This is a genomic window from Shewanella sp. NKUCC01_JLK (genome assembly GCF_019345615.1).
Taxonomy (GTDB): domain Bacteria; phylum Pseudomonadota; class Gammaproteobacteria; order Enterobacterales; family Shewanellaceae; genus Shewanella; species Shewanella oncorhynchi.
This window is the reverse complement of the sequence record NZ_JAHKRD010000001.1, coordinates 224,806-243,160: the sequence shown is the minus strand read 5'-3', so window position 1 is coordinate 243,160 and position 18,355 is coordinate 224,806. Positions and strand designations below refer to the sequence as shown.

General features: G+C 44.7%; 19 protein-coding genes and 1 tRNA gene. 8 read left to right on the top strand and 12 right to left on the bottom strand.

Annotated elements, in window-relative coordinates:
- Window position 1 precedes the first annotated feature (1 nt).
- Window positions 2-1,375 carry a TIGR03503 family protein gene (locus KO537_RS01135; RefSeq protein WP_219233660.1) on the top strand — a complete coding sequence of 458 codons (1,374 nt, stop codon included), beginning with the start codon at window positions 2-4 and terminating at the stop codon, window positions 1,373-1,375.
- Window positions 1,376-1,766: 391 nt separating this feature from the next.
- A tRNA-Asp gene (locus KO537_RS01130) sits at window positions 1,767-1,843 on the top strand.
- Window positions 1,844-1,988: 145 nt separating this feature from the next.
- Here KO537_RS01130 and KO537_RS01125 read toward each other — a convergent pair.
- The 7 genes from KO537_RS01125 to KO537_RS01095 all read right to left on the bottom strand — a co-directional run bounded on the left by KO537_RS01125 (window position 1,989) and on the right by KO537_RS01095 (window position 6,406).
- The gene (locus KO537_RS01125; RefSeq protein ID WP_219233659.1) at window positions 1,989-2,855 is read right to left on the bottom strand and encodes an OmpA family protein; all 867 of its coding nucleotides are present in this window, start codon (window positions 2,853-2,855) and stop codon (window positions 1,989-1,991) included.
- Window positions 2,855-3,277, bottom strand: coding sequence for a DUF4398 domain-containing protein (locus tag KO537_RS01120; protein WP_028760080.1), 423 nt, complete (start codon window positions 3,275-3,277; stop codon window positions 2,855-2,857). Before KO537_RS01120 ends, KO537_RS01125 begins: the two co-directional genes overlap by 1 nt.
- Before the next feature lie 345 nt (window positions 3,278-3,622).
- Window positions 3,623-3,799 (bottom strand): hypothetical protein, encoded by a 177-nt coding sequence (locus tag KO537_RS01115; protein WP_231466230.1) that lies wholly within the window; start codon window positions 3,797-3,799, stop codon window positions 3,623-3,625.
- Window positions 3,800-4,176: 377 nt separating this feature from the next.
- Window positions 4,177-4,944, bottom strand: a complete 768-nt coding sequence (locus KO537_RS01110; protein ID WP_219233658.1) for a Crp/Fnr family transcriptional regulator — start codon at window positions 4,942-4,944, stop codon at window positions 4,177-4,179.
- Window positions 4,945-5,066: 122 nt separating this feature from the next.
- Window positions 5,067-5,765, bottom strand: a complete 699-nt coding sequence (locus KO537_RS01105; RefSeq protein ID WP_028760078.1) for a Crp/Fnr family transcriptional regulator — start codon at window positions 5,763-5,765, stop codon at window positions 5,067-5,069.
- A 104-nt stretch (window positions 5,766-5,869) separates the two neighbouring features.
- Complete coding sequence (locus KO537_RS01100; protein ID WP_028760077.1) at window positions 5,870-6,211, bottom strand: BON domain-containing protein; 342 nt, start codon at window positions 6,209-6,211, stop codon at window positions 5,870-5,872.
- A 39-nt stretch (window positions 6,212-6,250) separates the two neighbouring features.
- Window positions 6,251-6,406: a DUF3309 family protein gene (locus KO537_RS01095; RefSeq protein ID WP_317630174.1), complete on the bottom strand. Its 156-nt coding sequence runs from the start codon at window positions 6,404-6,406 to the stop codon at window positions 6,251-6,253.
- A gap of 291 nt (window positions 6,407-6,697) precedes the next feature.
- Between KO537_RS01095 and KO537_RS01090 the strand changes: the two genes are divergently transcribed.
- Window positions 6,698-7,117 carry a PRC-barrel domain-containing protein gene (locus KO537_RS01090; RefSeq protein ID WP_028760076.1) on the top strand — a complete coding sequence of 140 codons (420 nt, stop codon included), beginning with the start codon at window positions 6,698-6,700 and terminating at the stop codon, window positions 7,115-7,117.
- Window positions 7,118-7,626: 509 nt separating this feature from the next.
- Window positions 7,627-9,534 (top strand): sodium:proton antiporter, encoded by a 1,908-nt coding sequence (locus KO537_RS01085; protein ID WP_219233656.1) that lies wholly within the window; start codon window positions 7,627-7,629, stop codon window positions 9,532-9,534.
- Window positions 9,535-9,742: 208 nt separating this feature from the next.
- Here the strand turns inward: KO537_RS01085 and KO537_RS01080 are convergent, their stop codons facing one another.
- Window positions 9,743-11,101 (bottom strand): PLP-dependent aminotransferase family protein, encoded by a 1,359-nt coding sequence (locus KO537_RS01080; protein WP_219233655.1) that lies wholly within the window; start codon window positions 11,099-11,101, stop codon window positions 9,743-9,745.
- Window positions 11,102-11,193: 92 nt separating this feature from the next.
- On the opposite strand from KO537_RS01080, the gene KO537_RS01075 reads away from it, so the two are divergent.
- Both KO537_RS01075 and KO537_RS01070 read left to right on the top strand, forming a co-directional pair.
- Window positions 11,194-11,820 carry a LysE family translocator gene (locus tag KO537_RS01075; RefSeq protein ID WP_219233654.1) on the top strand — a complete coding sequence of 209 codons (627 nt, stop codon included), beginning with the start codon at window positions 11,194-11,196 and terminating at the stop codon, window positions 11,818-11,820.
- A 184-nt stretch (window positions 11,821-12,004) separates the two neighbouring features.
- Window positions 12,005-13,762 carry a SulP family inorganic anion transporter gene (locus KO537_RS01070; RefSeq protein ID WP_105252613.1) on the top strand — a complete coding sequence of 586 codons (1,758 nt, stop codon included), beginning with the start codon at window positions 12,005-12,007 and terminating at the stop codon, window positions 13,760-13,762.
- Window positions 13,763-13,896: 134 nt separating this feature from the next.
- Here KO537_RS01070 and KO537_RS23080 read toward each other — a convergent pair whose 3' ends face one another.
- Both KO537_RS23080 and KO537_RS01065 read right to left on the bottom strand, forming a co-directional pair.
- A complete protein-coding gene (locus KO537_RS23080; protein ID WP_028760072.1) occupies window positions 13,897-14,094 on the bottom strand; it encodes a hypothetical protein in 198 nt (65 codons plus the stop codon).
- Window positions 14,095-14,281: 187 nt separating this feature from the next.
- The gene (locus KO537_RS01065; RefSeq protein ID WP_219233653.1) at window positions 14,282-14,938 is read right to left on the bottom strand and encodes a glutathione S-transferase; all 657 of its coding nucleotides are present in this window, start codon (window positions 14,936-14,938) and stop codon (window positions 14,282-14,284) included.
- A 365-nt stretch (window positions 14,939-15,303) separates the two neighbouring features.
- Between KO537_RS01065 and KO537_RS01060 the strand changes: the two genes are divergently transcribed.
- Window positions 15,304-16,308, top strand: coding sequence for a rhodanese-related sulfurtransferase (locus KO537_RS01060; protein WP_219233652.1), 1,005 nt, complete (start codon window positions 15,304-15,306; stop codon window positions 16,306-16,308).
- Window positions 16,309-16,647: 339 nt separating this feature from the next.
- Window positions 16,648-17,115: a hypothetical protein gene (locus KO537_RS01055; RefSeq protein ID WP_131524476.1), complete on the top strand. Its 468-nt coding sequence runs from the start codon at window positions 16,648-16,650 to the stop codon at window positions 17,113-17,115.
- A 166-nt stretch (window positions 17,116-17,281) separates the two neighbouring features.
- Here the strand turns inward: KO537_RS01055 and KO537_RS01050 are convergent, their stop codons facing one another.
- Window positions 17,282-17,539: a DUF2897 family protein gene (locus KO537_RS01050; RefSeq protein ID WP_173496657.1), complete on the bottom strand. Its 258-nt coding sequence runs from the start codon at window positions 17,537-17,539 to the stop codon at window positions 17,282-17,284.
- A 45-nt stretch (window positions 17,540-17,584) separates the two neighbouring features.
- Window positions 17,585-18,322, bottom strand: a complete 738-nt coding sequence (gene kdsB, locus KO537_RS01045; protein WP_012197229.1) for an 8-amino-3,8-dideoxy-manno-octulosonate cytidylyltransferase KdsB — start codon at window positions 18,320-18,322, stop codon at window positions 17,585-17,587.
- Between the last annotated feature and the right edge of the window lie 33 nt (window positions 18,323-18,355).

Genomic DNA, 18,355 nt, shown 5'->3' with positions numbered 1-18,355 from the left:
TATGCCTATGTCGCGCCATAAACCCATTTTAGCGCTTTGCCTTGTTGTCACTATGCTGTTATTTAGTGTGGCGAGTGTATTGGCCGCTGACCTAGAACCCGCCAAAAAAGTCGTCAAGCCACCAAAGGCTGCACCGATTGTAGGATTGGAGACGGCTTCCGAGCTTAAAAACCGTTTTCGTATTGATCATATGGTCGATAACATGACCTTATTAGTGGAGCGTGAATATGGCTCTGCGCCCGTGGTCATAGTGTTACCCGATGGCAGTAAATGGTATGCCAATCGTCATCCAGAAACCGTTAAGTGGGTTGATGGTATAACGGGCGATATTATTTACATTGAGTCACCACAGCCCGGACCTTGGCAGTTGGTGGGCAAGGTTGTCTCAGGTTCAACCCTTAAGAAGCTCTCTAAACTCGAAATCGAAGTCCAGACTTTACCACAGCCAATCTTCCAAGGTGAACAAGTTAAAATTGTCGCGCAGTTAATGGGTGACGAGCAGCGTGTGCGTATGCCTGGGTTAGATTATTTAGTCGAATGGACTGCACATTTTGTGAGTAAACATAAGGCGGGCGATGAAAACTTTGCCGCGGGTGATATTATTGTTGGTTCTTATAAAGACAATGGTGAAGATTACGATGAAAAACCTGACGATGGTGTATTTACCAGCAATATCAATATAAAGCAGCCTTGGGGTGATTATGAGTTTGTCGTGCAGGCACGTAATAATGTGTTTGAACGGCAGGTTTCATTCCCGTTTAAATTGTCACCTCGGCCAATTAATCTAGAAGTTATTACCCCTGACGATCCGCTAACAGGGCAATGGAAAGTCATGTTACACGTGGATAAGACAGTGTTGCAGCTGGCTGAGACGCATTTTTCCTTTGAGTTAGTCGGCCCTGCTGGCTTGCAACTGCCTTTGGTTGTAAATGGTCTCACTGAGCCTGACTCTGAATTAGATTTACCTACAGTGACAGAGTTTGGTAGTTATCGAATTAAAGGTTTTGTGGCTACGACGACTGTCACTGGTCGTGAAATCGTGCTGGATTTACCTGAGCTTTTCTTTAACTTAATTGAACCACCAGAACCACCACCAAGTGCCGAAGAGTTGGCTGCTGTTGCTGCACAAAAAGCGGCAGAGGAAGAAGAGCTTGCGAAGAAAGATGCAATGTTCTGGATCATTACAGTCAACGCTATCTTATTAGTCTTAGGCGTGGTGGGATTAATTGTGTGGCGTAAGCGCCAAAGTTTGGCGCAGGCCTTAGCTGCCGCGGAGTTACGTTTATTGAATGAAGCATCTGCAAATTTACCCGCAGCGCCTTCATTAGATGAAATCGATCTCACTATGCCAGATGAGGCAGATAAAGACCGTTAGCCAAGCGTTGCTTAATATGTTTGATTTATGACTTTGAACTGGAACGTTGCAGCGATATTTGGGATATAAATCAAGGTCTGCAATTGATTTGGCTTTTTTTTAATCAAATGATAAATCTAAGTAAAAAAACGGTTGACGCCTGCAGGGCTCAACCGTATTATTCTTCGCATCTTAAGCAGAGCCTTGATAAGTGTGCTGAATTATCGTTCTGTTTTAATATCAGCGGCCTGTCACGCTGGAGTTAGTGGGTTAGATACCCGTTAGATAGTTAGATATGGAAAGATTTGGAGCGGTAGTTCAGTTGGTTAGACTATCGTTTTAACATCAGCGGCCTGTCACGCTGGGGTTAGTGGGTCAGATACCCGTCAAATATTTGGATATGGAAGAATTTGGAGCGGTAGTTCAGTTGGTTAGAATACCGGCCTGTCACGCCGGGGGTCGCGGGTTCGAGTCCCGTCCGCTCCGCCAAATTGCAAAAAGCCCCATCGAAAGATGGGGCTTTTTGCTTTTTACTGATCTCCTTAATTTCTGCGCTGTTCATCTTATTAGCGATGAGACTCGATTCAAATGTCAGCAAGGATCACGCTGAAATCTTAATATGATTAAGTGATAGCTACTGTGGAGCCTGTGCGGTGTCGGTGAGGATGACTTCAACCCGACGGTTTTGCTGGCGGCCACTGGCGGACTCATTGTTGGCAACAGGTGAGCTTTCACCTTTACCTAGGCTGCTGAGCCGATTGGATTGGATCCCTTTTCCCTGTAGAAAATGGCTAACGCTATCAGCTCTTTGCTGCGATAAACCCAGATTGTATTGTTCACTGCCTACGCTATCTGTATACCCTTCAATCATGGCACCACGCGCGGGATACTTGTTCAGAAAGTTCGCTAGGTTGGTTAGATGTTGACTGGTCGATGACTTAAGATCCGCTTTGGCAGTATCAAATAAAACATCACCTAAGGTTACGACCCAACCACGTTCTGACTGACGGGCATTCAGCAATGTGAGCTGGGCTTGCAGTTCGGTCGTTTCCTGACGCGCATCTGCAGCATCAGCACGGGCTAGGCGCGCATCTTGATGGGCTTGATTGGCCTCTGTGGTGCGAGCATCCAATCTGGCGTCATCGCGTTTTTTAGCGAGGACTTTGTGTTGATCCTCGGCAAAGCGGCTCTGCGCTTGAGCTAAGGCAATATTGACTTTCTTATCGGCAACAAACACTAGGTGCTGTGATTGTTGCTCATCTTTTACCGGTTGTTCAGCAGCGCGAACGGCTTCTTCAGCTTGTTTAATGGCAGCAGGGGCTAAAATTGCCAGTTCATTATTCGCTTGCAGTTTATTAAGTTCTGTACGGATATCACCGATGCCTTCAGCTATTTTGGGCGTACTGCTACAAGCTGCTACTGTGGTTAGGATTAGGCTATATGCCAGTAGATGGCGGCTTAAACGTAAAGGCCGACCCGATGAAACGATAGGTTTTTTCATTACTGAATTCCTCCTGAACGGCGCAACATTTCTTGCTGCAGAATGCTGATATTGTTTTTCATTTCATTATTGACGCTATTGGCTTGTGCCAGCTCAGCGCGAGCTTGTGCCAGTTCGGCCTCAAGGCTCGCCTCTATGGCGTAACGATCGGCGCTGACAGTGTCCATATTGAGTAATGCGCTGCTTGCAGATTGAAGTTTAAGTCTGGCCTGTGCCAGTTCATTTGAGGCATATTGGCCGACTCTTGCTTGCTCAGCGCGGGCAATGGTGTGTTCAGCCCGTTCCATTTCTGCGGTCTTAGTCAATGGCGTTGAACTACAGCCCACGAGCGCTGTTGCAATACAGCCTGCCAATAAGAAGTGCTTGGCTCGCTGCAGGCCGATTGAATATTGCTGTGGTTGTTGATTTTTATTGATGTTCATTTGAAATTCCTTTCTCGGAAACAGTGTCCAGAGTGTGGTCTTTAGGTTTGTTATTCCACCATGCACAGTCAATATGCTGGTGAATAGCCCCATTTTTGAGTCAGTTGGTATGAGTGAGTAATTTGACGCCACGGAAATTTCATGATCTACTCCTCTGAGTAAAGAGGGCCGGTACACTAAGGGTTGCATCGGCTTGAGCTAAACGCAGTGTGTTACTGCATGGTTTAGTTTTTGCACTTAATCAATGAAACTTTTCCCTGTTTGTTCGTCACGTTCTAGGCTAACGAGTGATGATTTGGCTCTTTTTCAGTCCAGTTACCTTCCTTGTCGTTTGATTTAAGTTCTTCAACCTCGCTTATTGTGTGTGCTTTTACTGGTATCCACGTCTTGTTTAGCTTTATCTGCAACTGTGGTTTTGATCATCTGACGGTTGCGGGCTACGACGGGAGGATTGGCTTTGTTGGTGTCGGAATTTTGTGCATCGTTATCGATGGATTTATGTTGTTCTGTGAATTTTTTCATATAAACCTCAAGTAACCCGGTGTAGTGCAAGAGTGCATGAACCGTACATTCAGCATGACCTGCTAAATATTGAACGTCTGTGCGTTAGCGCGCATGGGATTAGTGATGGCAATATTGGCCGCTCGGCACGTTTTTTGTTTGCTGGGCGGGCCGATATAATCAATAATAATGCATTGATTACAAAGGTAATGTGTCGGATATTAGGCAGCATCAGTTTGCGCCATGTTGGCGTGTAGGGTTGATGACTGCCTGTTCTTATTTATGGTTTGCAGTACCAGTGTGGTTGTAGTACTGAAGTGGCATATGGGATAACGATAGAATGGCTGTTGTACGAGTGGTCTAGCCATCCGTTATGTGTATTTTTATCCACAGTACGTTTATGTTTGCTGCGCTTGTTGAGGTGGCATTAGCCGTTCTGATTCCTGTTTAACGACTGTGTAACATTCACAACAAGTTTGTTCTAGTAACGCGCGATCTACCACTTCAATATTCCCACGACTGTAATTGATTACCCCCATGCGTTGCAGTTTTCCTGCCGCATCGGTGACACCTTCACGGCGTACGCCGAGCATATTGGCAATCAATTCTTGTGTCATTAACACGCGATCATCGGGCAGTCTATCTATCGAAAGCAGTAACCAACGACACAGTTGCTGTTCAATACTATGATGGCGATTGCAAACTGCTGTCTGGGCCATTTGGGTCAGTAGCACCTGACTGTAACGCAGTAACAGATGGAGCAGGGCGCCATGACGGTTAAATTCGTCTTTAAGCCGCTGACCAAACAAGCGATAGGCAACGCCAGCACTTTGCACCACAGCGCGACTCGTGGTGCTTTCTCCTCCCATAAACAGTGCAACGCCGACCATACCATCATTGCCAACGACAGCAATTTCAGCGGATGCCCCATTTTCCATCACATATAGCAGCGAAATAATCGAGTCCAGCGGGAAATACACATAACGCTGCTTTGAGCCTGCTTCACAGACCACTTGTCCGAGTTCTAATGGAACCAGTTCCAGATGCGGGAAAATACGTTGTTTGACTTCCTCTGGCAATTCACATAACAACCGATTGGATTCTGGCGGGAAGTGAGTTTCCGGTGGCGGTCGCTCTGATACAGATTTCAGTTTTAGTGTGTCCATTATGATAGCGTGTCCTTGTTTGGTGATGTCGCTAACTCAGGTTACAGCGAGAAACACCTATGCTATGTACGGTAGCGAACATAATGGCAGGTTTTTTGAATCGTTGAGTGGAAAATATGCACTTAAGTGCGCATTGAGTGATAGCAACTGCAGCAACGGGCAAGTAGAGCTTGCCGATCAAGAATATGTAATCGCCCACGATTATATGAAATGCTGCCGCGGGTCTGTAAATTGCCTGCGGCCTCGGTAATACTGCTTCGCCTAACACCCAGCATGTCGGCTAAAAATTGATGGGTTAGATATAGCTCATCAGTCTGAATTCGGTCGTGACTCATTAGCAACCAACGTGCTAGCCGAGACTCAATGGAGTGAAAATGGGCACAGACTGCATTTTGTGATAATTGGCATAACAAAGTGTATAGATAAGTCTCTACTATTTGCTTCAGATTGGTATTTTGAGCGAGCAAGCCTTCAAAGGTTTCAATGGGGAGCCGCCAAGCTTGACCAGAACCTTGGATGATCGCCTCTGAAGGCACTTGCCGAGTGCCCAGCAAAGTCGTCGCCCCAAGCATACCTTCGTAACCAATCAAACCCATTTCCAATGCAGGATGTTTGGGGAGTTTAGCAATCAAAGAAATAAAAGCCGTTAAGGGAAAATAGACATATTGATATGACTCGCCAGGCTTGCACAGTAAGTCGGCAAAGTTAAGTTGGACTAATTCAGCTTGCGATAATAAATCCGCTTGTTCCACCACTGGCAGATGACGGATTAATCGGTTCTGAATTTGTGGGGTTAATGTGTCTTGGTGTTGAGTGGGCATAGCGGTTCAACCTGTGGTGGCATTGACTTGGCACCAGAAAATCTGCTGCAAAATGAAGGGCCGCAGCATCAGAACGGGGCTGCGGAATGATGGAGATTAAATGACTAGTTTTTTAGTTGCGGTGAAGGTGCGCCAGATTTTAGTTGCATATCGTTTTTGACTGAAATAACGCCGGGGACTTTGCTTGTTAGTTTTACCGCAGTATTGATATCTTCTCGCGATTTTACAAACCCGCTGAGCTGGACCACGCCTTTAAAGGTTTCAACATTAATCTCGGCCACACTTAAGTTTTTATCACCTAAAATGGCAGCTTTCACTTTGGTGGTGACCACACTGTCGTCTAAATACTCGCCAGTACCTTCTTTGTTGTATGCAGAACTGCAACTGGCCACGGCGACTAAGCCTAGAGCCAGCAGGAAGATACTTAACATTTTAATTGTTCTCATCAGATTATCCTTTTTGATAAAGAGTAAAAATGGGGCGCATTAGCTAACGCGTCCCGTTAACAGCAATATAATCAGCACCAGTAGTACTATGCCTATAAAGCCACCTGGACGATAACCCCAGTTTCGGCTATGGGGCCAAGTGGGGAGCATGCCGAGAAATAACAAAATTAAAATAATCAATAAAATAGTCGCAATTGACATGGCTAATCTTCCTGATACCGGGGCAATTTTGCACTGGGTAACATGAGTCTGTGCCGTAGCAAATGGGATGTCGGTACGCTGGCGCACTTAGAGGGATCTGACGAGTCGATGTGTTTATATTCGCATTACCTGATAAGCGGTATGCCGAACAGAGCGAGTGATTGTAGAGATGCATACTCTAACTTATGTCCAATGACGGACATGTTCAATTCGAAACCAACGTTTGGTATTTCACTTATTCCGTTGTCCAGTTTCATGGGCTGCGCTAATAAAGAGGTCAACAAAATGAATTATCATGATCGCGATGTTTACGGCATTTACAACAATCCACAGTTCGCTTCTCCATCATTGGCACAAGGACCCGGCCCATATCTGATGGGCGCTGAAACACTGATCGGCAATAATGTTGTTAATAATTCTGGTGAAACCTTAGGGGATATCAAAGAAATTATGCTTGAAGTGGAAACGGGCCACGTCGGGTATGCGGTACTGTCGTTCAGTACTTATTTTGGTTTTGGAGAAAAGCTGTTTGCAGTGCCTTGGAAGATGCTGACACTTAATCATGAGCAAAAATGTTTTGTCATGGACATCTCATTAGAGCGACTCAAAACGGCGCCGGGGTTTGATAAAGGCCATTGGCCCAATATGAAAGATGTTGAATGGGAAAACGAACTGCACGATTACTATGGTAGCCGTAGGGATTAATGGTGTTAAGCAGGGGATTTATCCCCTGCGTTATTATTTGGATTCAGTAAATATGTATAAGTGTGGTTGTGTCTATCAAGTGAGTAGGGCCCACACGCATTTTAGTTGTTAGGAATTTGCTTATCGCCATGGTTGAAACCTAATAATGATAAAAGTTTGAGCTAGCGTATTATCGAAAGTCACTAGCGTGTATCGCTGATCAATGTCTTCGCTTTATCAAATGATTAAAGCCTTGTCGAAAGATAAGGCTTTTTTGTTTTTCTATTTTAAGTTTAAATCCCTATTTAAGGTAAATCTGATGTTTTCGGATTTGTACTACAGCTTATTTTACTTGATGTCGCTAGATTGCTCCGTTTTCTTGATTTTTTCTCCATAGGTGATGAGGGAAGAGTCATATTTAACAGTAGATATATCGAATAGATAATTTCAGCTTACTGTTCATGCTGTTGTCATCTGCGTCATTAAAGCTAAGCTCATTAGTATTTAGCTCAGTTATCTAAAGGATTTATATGGTTGAACACATTACTGGCATGCTAGCGCTAATTGGAGTGCTATCGTTATTTTGTCAATGGCTTGGCTGGAAACTGCGGTTACCAGCGATTTTACCCTTGTTGCTATGTGGGCTCACTTTAGGCCCAGTGCTTGGATTCCTCAATCCTGATGCGATTTTTGGTGATTTGCTTTTTCCGATAATTTCCCTCGGGGTCGCCGTGATTTTATTTGAAGGGGCTTTGACTCTTAACTTTAAAGAAATCAAAGATCATGGTCGTATGGTGACGCATCTTGTGACTATCGGTACCGTGATCACTTGGGCCTGTATCAGTACGGCCACCTTTTATTTACTGGATTTTAGTTGGGAAATTGCATTGCTCTTTGGGGCGCTAGTGGTAGTGACTGGACCTACGGTTATCGTGCCAATGCTCAGAAGTGTGCGTCCTAAATCCCAGCTGGCGAGTATTTTGCGTTGGGAAGGTATAGTGATTGACCCAATAGGTGCGCTGCTCGCAGTGTTAGTCTTTGAATACATAACCGTTGCTAGCGATCAAACGACGCATGTGCTCTATGCCTTAGGCTCTATGTTGTCCCTCGGATTAGGACTTGGCGCAGTAGCGGGTTATCTAACGGGACAAATCTTAAGACACAACCTATTGCCACACTATCTGCGTAATACCGCCGTTTTGACCTTAATGCTGGGTATCTTTGTCGGCTCGAACCTATTACAAGAAGAATCGGGTTTATTGACTGTGACGGTTATGGGCATTTGGCTTGCGAATATGCGTGGTGTGGATATTGCTGAAATCCTTGAATTTAAAGAAACATTAACCGTACTATTAATTTCTGCACTGTTTATTTTACTGGCGGCGCGATTAGATTCTAATGCCATGCTCGGCTTAGGTTGGGGTGGACTGGGTGTTTTAGCGGTGACCATGTTATTGGCACGACCGCTGAGTATTTGGGCTTCTGGTATAGGCACATCTCTGTCGAAAGCGGATAAGTGGTTTTTATGCTGGATTGCCCCTCGAGGTATTGTGGCCGCGGCGGTATCTTCTTTATTTGCAATCAAGTTAGAAGCCAACAATGTGCAGGGCGCAGATGCAATTGTGCCCTTAGTGTTCTTAATTATTATCGGCACTGTAGTGGTCCAAAGTTTAACGGCGGGACGTTGGGCACGATTTCTTGGGGTTAAAGCCGATTCTGCCCAAGGTTTATTGATCTTTGGTGCCTCTAAATTTTCCAGAGAGTTAGCTAAAATTTTAAAAGCCAAAGATGTCAAAGTGCTACTGGCTGATAATAACTGGGATAACATTCGCCTTGCGCGTATGGATAATATTCCAGTGTATTTTGGTAATCCTGTTTCGGAACATGCTGAAACTTATATGGATTTAACTGGAATTGGCCGCGTGTTGATTATTTCACCTTACCGACAGTTAAACCCGTTAGTGAGCTTTCATTTCCAAGACTTTTTTGGTGCTAAAAAAGTTTTTGGTCTTAATAATACCGAAGTAGGCAGTGCGCGCCACCAGCTCTCTGAAAGTTATAAGCAACGTTTATGTTTGTTTGGTGATGCAGTGTCTTATACCAAGATAGCCAGCCTAATGGCGAAAGGCGCTCAACTGAAAGTAACGAATTTAACCGAAAACTTCAGCTTTGAACATTTTCGTAAGCGTTACGGTGAGACGGCAATACCACTGGTTTACCTGACGAAAGAAGGTAAGGTCGTCGTTGTTTCGGGTAATGATACCGTATTTCCGAATGGCATTGAGCTTATCAGTCTATTGCCAATTGAAGCCTTAGAAGAAGCCAAAGTGCAGCAAGCAATTGCAGAGCGGGAAGCCCAAGAAAAAGCAGCAGAATCTGCTTTAGCAAAGGTAAAAGCGGAAGAGCATGAAAGCGAAGGTGATGACGCTGTTGGATAAGTTAAAGTTACCAAAAGATTTATTATCGAAATATTTTTTGACTAGCTGAAGAATATTTCTCAAATAGCACATTCAAGGCATCATAGCTGCGTGAGTTTTATGGCCAATCTTACTGCAGCTATAGATTACAGCCCAAAAAAGAGTATTAAAAATAACTTGGCTAGAAAGCCATGTTTATGCAGAAAGTTAGCTCTTATACAAGCAGTCATTACACTACTGAATAAGCATTTTGCACTAAGGAACGTATGGTCGATTCTATGCATTCAACCGCGAGATTGAATTGAGTGTCATTTTCGGCGCCACCAAGGCTCAAGCGGATAAAATTATCATGGCAATTAAAGTCATCACCATTACGGACTAATATGCCTTTTGCGGCCAGTGCGGTAACGAGGTGATGGGCTTTGATATCTTCTGGCAGTTGTATCCAACCGTTTAACCCTCGCCAAGTTTGGGTTAATCCCAGCCGTTCGCCCATGGCGATACAGTGACGTTGGCGTTGACGTACGAGCGTATCTCGTTCTGCAGTGATATGACCTTTCTTTATCAACTGACAGGCTATTTCAATATTCAGCGGCGACACCATCCAGCATTGGCTATGGATAGCGAGTCGCACTTGGGCGATAAGGGGGTCAGGAACCAGAATAAAACCTTGCCTTAAGCCGCCAGAAAACAATTTTGACAGGCTGGAAATATAAATCACCCGTGGTATCGCCAGCTGTTTTGCTAATTGCCACAGGGGTGAATGCCATTCTTCAGGTAAACAATAATTCACGTCATCTTCAATGATATAGAATTGATATTGCTCTGATAATTCAAGGATTTTCTGCCGCTGTGATTCACTGTACTGAATGCAAGTGGGGTTTTGATTATTCAGTGTGAGATAGACTAATTTAGGGTTGTGGACCTGTAATAGGGCTTCAAAGCGCGGCAGATCTAATCCTTCGTGGGTAAGGGGCACACCAACGCTAGTGACGCCAAGCTGTTTAGCACAAATTCTCACGCCTGGATAACTGTATTGCTCGTGTAACAGTACATCGCCTGTTGATAAAAATGCGCTCAAACAGGCAAAAATGGCTTGCTGGCCGCCATGGGTAAAGACCAGTTGCTCGGGCGTTTGCTGTATGCCGCGTTGGTTTAACCATTGGTGGAACACTTGTTGGTGTTGATCTAATGGACTGGCGCGATAACCGAGTAACTGACTCAACTTAGTGGGGTCTTTCGCTAATTGGCTGAGGCAATCGCTTAGGGTGCTGATTTGATCTGTGAGTGGCTGCTGACAGGTCGCCATATTCAATTGTACGTTACCCATTTCAGGTACAGGGAAGGCGTTGACATAGGTGCCATCTCCCACTCGTGCTTCGACGTAACCCCTTTGTTCCGCCAATGCATAGGCGCGGGTCACAGTGCCAATTGTGATGCCTAAGGCATCAGCTAAACGGCGCTGCGGTGGCAGTTTACTGCCTTGGGTTAACACCTTCTGCAAAATGCCTTGTTCTATGGCACTGACTAAGCGCTGATATTTCGGGCCTGAAAAAGTCGTTAGGTCTGGTGTCCAGATTGTACCCATGACAATAAATCCATTGATCTCTAATATTCTCCGTATATTATTTATTGCATCTTTTTATGTCAACAGATGTATGCATACAATTTAAGGTGAATATGAATACTGCACTGCTTTATGATCCACAATTATGGACTTTAATGGCCTCGACCGCGCTGTTTTGCGCGACTATGACAATGACTCCTGGACCGAACAATATTCTCTTAGCTAGCTCTGGAGCGCATTTTGGTGTGCTGCGTACCGTGCCACATATTGCAGGGATCCGCTTGGGTTCGACCTCTTTACATCTTGCGGTATTATTCGGCCTCGGTACCTTGTTTGAAGCATTACCGGTATTGCACCAAGTATTGAAATATTTCGCTTTAGCATATTTGCTGTATCTCGCGTACAAATTAGTGACGTCGCCAGTGCAGAGCACGCATTTGGATGATGGACGAAAACCTATGACGCTCATTGAAGCTGCATTATTTCAATGGATTAACCCTAAATCTTGGATGTCGACGATTACCCTGTGTAGCGCTTTTACATTAAGTGGCGATGGCTTTTGGTTGAGTGCGTTTCTTGGCGTATTAATGTTCAACATAGTGGGATTTCCTGCATCATTTACTTGGGTATTTGTCGGTGCCGCGATCAGTAGGAAACTCAATACCGATAGACGTAAGCGCCATTTTAATTGGTTTATGGGCAGCTTGCTCTTAGTGTCATTACCTATGATATTACGCTAGCTTGGCTTGAATTAAGTGCCTAAGCCTATAAATATTCTGAGGAAGACACTCGCGTAATGATTGGCTTTATGCCATAACCAACATACTATTGATGGCTTTTTAGGTAATGACCTTTTAGCTGAACATTTTCAGTCTCAGTTATACTTGTTGCTTATCTTGATAGTGTGTATATGGAGGTTGCCGAGTGAAGTTCCCTAGTTTGATTTCGTTTATGCCGGGATTGGCGCAATTATTACAATATGAAAAGCAATGGCTTAGGGATGATGTGCGCGCAGGCTTATCCGTTGCCGCTGTGGCATTACCCGTAGCGATTGCTTATGCCCAGCTTACTGGTGTGAATGCTGCCGTGGGTTTGTATTCCTGCGTATTACCAATGTTGGTATACGCACTATTTGGCACCTCAAAACAATTAATCGTGGGTCCAGATGCGGCGACTTGTGCTGTTATCGCCGCGGTTGTCACGCCCCTAGCTGCAGGGGATAGCATGAAGCACTGGCAGTTAGTGATGACCATGACGGCCATGACAGGCTTTTGGTGCTTGATTGCGAGTCGTTTTAGGCTGGGGGTGCTCGCCGATTTTCTATCAAAGCCGATTTTGATGGGACTGCTTAATGGTGTTGCAATTACCATTATCGTGGGACAGTTTTCAAAAATATTCGGTTTTACCTTCGATGAGCGTTATCTAATCGAACGCCTCAGCGGTGCGCCTTCTTACTTATCCAAAACCCATTGGCCGACATTGACTATGGGGATTGTGACGCTAGCGACTTATGCCTTAGTGAAACGGTTTCGTCCTCAATGGCCTGCTTCTATGTGCGCAATGGCGATGGCGGCTTTCCTTGTTTGGGTGTTTAACTTGACGAGCTTTGATATTAGCGTCGTCGGAGAAGTGACCTCAGGATTACCTTCATTCCAAGCGCCTGTATTTGATTTAGGTATCGCCCGTGAGCTTGTGGTACCAGCGCTTAACTTAGCCATGGTGAGCTTTGTGAGCATGATGTTGACGGCTCGAAGCTTTGCTGCAAAAAACGGTTACGATATAGATGCCGATAAAGAGTTCAGGGCGTTAGGTATAGCCAATATAGCGTCTGCCATATCTCAAGGTTTTGCGGTGAGCGGCGCGGATTCCCGCACTGCGGTTAATGATGCCAATGGTGGTAAGAGCCAGTTAGTGTCTATCATTGCGGCGGTATTGATTGGTGTTGTGGCGCTATTTTTCACTGCGCCTTTGAAGTTTATCCCCAGTGCCGCCTTAGGTGTGGTGCTGGTAATTGCCTCTATCTCGCTTATCGATTTAAAGTCACTGTGGAATCTGCGAGTGCGGGATAGGTCTGCTTTTCTACTTGCCTGTATCACCTTGTTCTCTGTGTTGTTTATTGGGGTTATCCCTGGGATAACCTTGGCTGTATTACTGGGTTTATTCCAGTTCCTCGCTACTGTGATGCGGCCTACGGATCAAGTGCTTGGTTTAGATCATAAGGGCGTTATCCGCAGTGTCGATGAATCGGGTAAAGCTAAATCGGTTCCAGGAGTATTTATATATCGCTTTAATTCGCCGTTAACTTACTTTAATGCGACGTATTTTAAGCGCCGTTTACTGGAAAAGTTTATTCGGGAATCTGAGCCGGTCGATTGCATCATTATTGATGCAGTGCCTTGTTTTACCCATTTGGATTTAAGTGTGATGGCCATGTTGGCTGATTTGCATCAACTGCTTAAAAAACGTGGCGTTCGTTTAGTGCTTGCGGGACGTAAACGGCAGATGCTGAGTTGGTTTGAGCAAGCGGGTATGCAGACAGGGGAAGGCGGCATTTTGATCCGACCAGATTTGTATCTCGCCCTTAAAATGAATCAAAGCTATAAACAAGCCTTGGCTGAAGGGCAAGCGCCTGTGATCCAAAAAGTTCCTGATGACTCGGTATTGTTGCACAGTCATTTGTAGTTAACTGTAATGCCTTGTTTGATTAAACTGGGTCGTAAAAATAGCGCAGCTTAAGGTTGCGCTATTTTTTTGTCTTAATTTGATAAGTAAATCAATGGTATGACTAGTTTTTTGAAGGTATTCAGTTTTACCGTTTAGTCTTTGAGAATTCTATCTAGGGGAATAAAACCGTGAAAACCATAATAACCCATAGGGCCGAGTATCAGACTCAGTAGGCACCATAAGCACTTTTTATTGGTGCTGAGATCCACTTTACTCTTGAAGGCCCGAAGGGCAAATAGACAATGCAATAGCACCAGGCCCCCAAGCATAATAACGATATTAATATCCATATTTTCCAACTGTCTTATCCTTGTGTTCTATCATTCACGTCCTTGAGTCTTTAGGCGTGGTTACTTTTCTTGAGAAGATTGTCTAGTTACGATTAGCTAAATTAGTTACCTAGTGGCAAATACCTTACTCGAATATTTTACCGATGGCTATAACATAAAATAAAAATAATCTTTAAATCTTATTGGTTTACACGTCTCCTAACAAGCAAATTGGAGAATGGCTAGCGTCCCAGATCACATATTTTTCCATCGCACGAATAAATATTTCACTCGAAATAAGTCGATTTAGCCAAGCGGCGACTCGCGGAAAATCATCACTCAGTGCACGTTTAAGATCCACTGCGGCAAACTGGCGTACAAAAGGTACGATTGCGTAGTCGGCAAGGCGAGGTGTATCGGCGACTAAAAAGGGGTGTTGCCCTAAGCATGTTTCAAGTTGCAGGAGGAAATGACTCGCCTGCTGATAATAATAAGCTTGCGTTTGCTCAGGGTAACGGTCGGCATATTTATAGCGGTCAAGCCATGGTTTAAATTGCTGATCATTTTGCGCGATAAGTTGTGCCATTTTATCTTCAATAGCAGGATTTTGCTGACACAATAGATCTAAGGGATCTGCTTGCGTGAGTGCCCAGCGCATGATCTCAAGACTTTCGGCAATCACCTCGCCGTTTGCTAGCACTAATACCGGCACAGTACCCTTAGGTGAGGCAGCTAGCATTTGTGGTGGTTTGGCTTTAAGGGTGATTTCACGGACTTCAACATTGCATTGGGCTAATAAGAGTCCCAAACGTGCTCGCATAGCATAGGGGCAACGGCGGAAGGTGTATAAGACGGCTAGCGTCATTCGGATTTCCTCTACTGTGCGGCGCCATGCGTGGAAGTTGATGCGACTAAAGCTGACGTCAGCATGTTTATGCATGCTTATTGACGACGCGAGTATGCCAATGCAAATGTTGTGTGCCAATCATGCAATATTCAAAGGGCGCAGATGGTAACGCTTTCATACTGGGATTTCTGTTTAATTTGCCATCATAGAATGATTTTTCTCACCACTGTGCGTAAAGAATTAAAGACCCTGTATTTTATCTGTGTTTATCTTGCTGTGACTCAGGTAGAATTCCGCGCTATTTTTGGGATCTGCAGCCAGTCTACAGATGATTGATTTGTTTATGCACTGGAAATTAAGTTCCAGCCAGCAAAGAGGGTGTTATGGCTAAAGTTGTCGTATGTGCGTTATATAAATTCGTGTCGTTACCGCATTTTGAATCTATCCGAGCGCCATTGCTCGCTATGATGGAACAGGCCGAGATCAAAGGCACTCTGCTCCTCGCAAGTGAAGGGATCAATGGCACAGTTGCGGGCACTCAAGAAGCTATTGAAGCGTTATTAGTGTGGCTTAATAGCCAAAATGGCCTAGATAATATCGTTCACAAGTTATCATTTGACGATGAAATGCCGTTCTACCGCACTAAAGTCAAACTGAAAAACGAAATCGTGACTATGGGCGTTGAAGGTATTGACCCACTTAAAGTGGTTGGCACCTATGTGAAGCCTCAAGATTGGAATGCGCTGATTTCTGATCCGGACGTGATTTTAGTCGACACCCGTAACGACTATGAAGTGCAAATCGGCACTTTCAAAAATGCTATTAATCCTGTGACTGAAACCTTCAGAGAATTCCCTGAATATGTGAAGCAGAATCTTGATCCTGCTAAACATAAGAAGGTCGCCATGTTCTGTACTGGCGGTATTCGCTGTGAGAAATCAACTGCTTATTTAAAAGAGCAAGGCTTTGACGAGGTCTATCATCTCGAAGGTGGTATTCTTAAATATCTCGAAGAAGTGAAAGAGGAAGAAAGCCTGTGGGAAGGCGAGTGCTTTGTATTTGATAACCGCGTTGCAGTGAACCATGACTTGAAGAAAGGCCAATACGATCAATGTAATGCTTGTCGTATGCCAATCACCGAAGCTGAAAAACAGAGCCCTGCCTATGTGCAAGGTGTCAGTTGCCCACATTGTATCGATAAAATTTCTGACGAGCAGCGTAAACGTTTCGTTGAGCGTGAGCGCCAAGTTAATCTGGCAAAAGCCCGTAACGAAGCGCATATCGGTAGCGATGTAAATCAAGTGATTGAAGCGCGCCGTGAGAAAAAAGAAGCGCAGCGTCGACTCGCCGCCGAGAAAAATAACGCGAAAAAATCGCAAGCGCTTTAACTTTATATGCCATTAGATGAGTAGTGAGTTAGTCATGAGTTTGCACTGAGCTTGTTTGTCACTCAGGCAGTTTTCACATGGCTCTCACAGTGAATATGGCTTGCACTCTGGCCCGACTCGTTCGGGCCATTTTTTTATGCCGATTTTAGTTTTAGCGTGAATGTGCTTTTAGGCCATTATTTAACTCATTATTTATCATAGCGCTATGCCGAAAACCTTAAATTTATGATAACTTTCAGTCGCTAGTATTAAAAACGTTAGTATTAACAACGCTAGCATTTCAAAAAAGTCGAGTGCTATATACGAAGGGAGCGATTCAGTGCAAGGTAGGCAAAGCGCATGAGCATTTGGAAAGAACTATACGATATTTTCGATAAGGAACGCAGTCGCTGGCAGCAATCGAGCGCCAGTAAGCAGGCGATTGCCTTCGAGTTAAAAGCCAATTTGGGTTTTCTGGCCGATGCCTTAAGCAGCGGTTTGTCGCAAAGTGCGATCGCCAGCGGTTTAGAATGCAGTATTTTTGAGGCAAAACTGAAAGAGGGCGCAGCACTCACTGCGTTAAATCACCGTAAAGTGACACTGAAATTTATTGGTGAATTTGCCGAGTTTAATAAATATGTCGGTAAAGAGAACGACGCTTTAGTCGAGAATGCTTACGCTAGAATCAAATCGCTGCAGAAGTTAGTCGCGGCTGAGCCCAATAAAAATCATGATCTTAAGATTAAATCCCTGTTTCGCTTTTTAGTCTTTTTAGTGGCGCACCTTGAGGAGCAGCCATTGAGTCGCACATCAGCGAAAAAAGCCTAAGGCGGATGAGTGGCATTGGCTAGCTTGTTATTTGAGAGACAAAAAAGGCGCCTGTGGCGCCTTTTCTATGTTTGCGAGCATCATTGCTCAGTGTTTATAGCACAGTCTTTAAAAGGCATGTTTAAGAGCCATCTTTAGACTCACTCTTTAAAAGCCGCCATTGAGCTTAGCTCCTAGGTGGTTCAGTTTTGCTTTGATCTGCTTTATTGGGTTCGGAGTCCGCAGAACCTGGCTTGTTTGAAGCCGCATCGGCGTCATTGTCTGCTGCCGAAGCCTTCGTAGTACCTGGCTTTATCTGCTTATCTTTACCATGTTGACCGAACTGCGGCAGTTTGAACTTAGCACTGTACTTCAACGCAGCAAGATTGCTGGCGATGACACCGACGATCAAAATAATAATGATCCAGACTTCTAAGGTCGACATACTCAGCTCCTGTTTCGAATTGACTCGCGCACACCTAACGGGCGATTAATCAACCGCTAAACGTTGCTCACATTTACGAATGTCTTCTGGCGTATCAACTTCAATAGAATCAAAGGCGCTAATGGCGATTTTGATTTTATGGCCGTACTCTAATGCACGTAATTGCTCGAGTTTTTCCAGATCTTCTAGACGACCTAATGGTAGGGCGGCGAAGGCCTGTACGAATTTGCGTGTATAAGCATACACACCTAAGTGCTTATAAACGGGGTAATCTTGAGTATCGCGGCCAAAAGGAATACGCGAACGAGAGAAATACAAGGCGTAGTTGTTGTTATCGAACACCATCTTCACATGCATAGGATCGTCAAGCTCGGCTTTATTGACGATTTCAAAGCCTAAGGTGGCCATTTCAAACTCACCAGGGTGACGCTCGAAGAGGCTGATGACTTGCTCGATAGAGGTTGGGTCAATTAGAGGTTGATCGCCCTGTAGGTTGATCACTAAGTCGTCATCTTTCAGTCCCAGTTGGTTTATTGCATCATTGATACGATCTGTACCCGAGGCAGCATCTGGGCTGGTCATGACTACTTTGCCGCCAAAACCTTCAACGGCCGCTTTAATGCGATCATCATCGGTAGCGACGTAAATATTGGTGAGGCCTTTGGCTAACGACGCGCGTTCATACACGTGTTGGATCATTGGCTTGCCGTTAATCGGGGCTAAGGGTTTGCCCGGGAAGCGGCTTGAACCGTAACGAGCCGGGATTAACAGAGTCACATTCATCAAATTATCCTACTTTTATCAAAGATATACAGT

Bases quoted from the DNA above. Each gene is read 5' to 3' on its own strand.
- KO537_RS01105 (WP_028760078.1), bottom strand. From the start codon at position 5,765: ATGCCCACTCAACACCAAGACACATTAACCCCACAAATTCAGAACCGA.
- KO537_RS01125 (WP_219233659.1), bottom strand. From the start codon at position 2,855: ATGAAAAAACCTATCGTTTCATCGGGTCGGCCTTTACGTTTAAGCCGC.
- KO537_RS01135 (WP_219233660.1), top strand. From the start codon at position 2: ATGCCTATGTCGCGCCATAAACCCATTTTAGCGCTTTGCCTTGTTGTC.
- KO537_RS01100 (WP_028760077.1), bottom strand. From the start codon at position 6,211: ATGAGAACAATTAAAATGTTAAGTATCTTCCTGCTGGCTCTAGGCTTA.
- kdsB (WP_012197229.1), bottom strand. From the start codon at position 18,322: ATGAATGTGACTCTGTTAATCCCGGCTCGTTACGGTTCAAGCCGCTTC.
- KO537_RS01065 (WP_219233653.1), bottom strand. From the start codon at position 14,938: ATGACGCTAGCCGTCTTATACACCTTCCGCCGTTGCCCCTATGCTATG.
- KO537_RS01050 (WP_173496657.1), bottom strand. From the start codon at position 17,539: ATGTCGACCTTAGAAGTCTGGATCATTATTATTTTGATCGTCGGTGTC.
- KO537_RS01120 (WP_028760080.1), bottom strand. From the start codon at position 3,277: ATGAACATCAATAAAAATCAACAACCACAGCAATATTCAATCGGCCTG.
- KO537_RS01080 (WP_219233655.1), bottom strand. From the start codon at position 11,101: ATGGGTACAATCTGGACACCAGACCTAACGACTTTTTCAGGCCCGAAA.
- KO537_RS01090 (WP_028760076.1), top strand. From the start codon at position 6,698: ATGAATTATCATGATCGCGATGTTTACGGCATTTACAACAATCCACAG.
- KO537_RS01060 (WP_219233652.1), top strand. From the start codon at position 15,304: ATGGCTAAAGTTGTCGTATGTGCGTTATATAAATTCGTGTCGTTACCG.
- KO537_RS01085 (WP_219233656.1), top strand. From the start codon at position 7,627: ATGGTTGAACACATTACTGGCATGCTAGCGCTAATTGGAGTGCTATCG.
- KO537_RS01055 (WP_131524476.1), top strand. From the start codon at position 16,648: ATGAGCATTTGGAAAGAACTATACGATATTTTCGATAAGGAACGCAGT.
- KO537_RS23080 (WP_028760072.1), bottom strand. From the start codon at position 14,094: ATGGATATTAATATCGTTATTATGCTTGGGGGCCTGGTGCTATTGCAT.
- KO537_RS01075 (WP_219233654.1), top strand. From the start codon at position 11,194: ATGAATACTGCACTGCTTTATGATCCACAATTATGGACTTTAATGGCC.
- KO537_RS01115 (WP_231466230.1), bottom strand. From the start codon at position 3,799: ATGAAAAAATTCACAGAACAACATAAATCCATCGATAACGATGCACAA.
- KO537_RS01110 (WP_219233658.1), bottom strand. From the start codon at position 4,944: ATGGACACACTAAAACTGAAATCTGTATCAGAGCGACCGCCACCGGAA.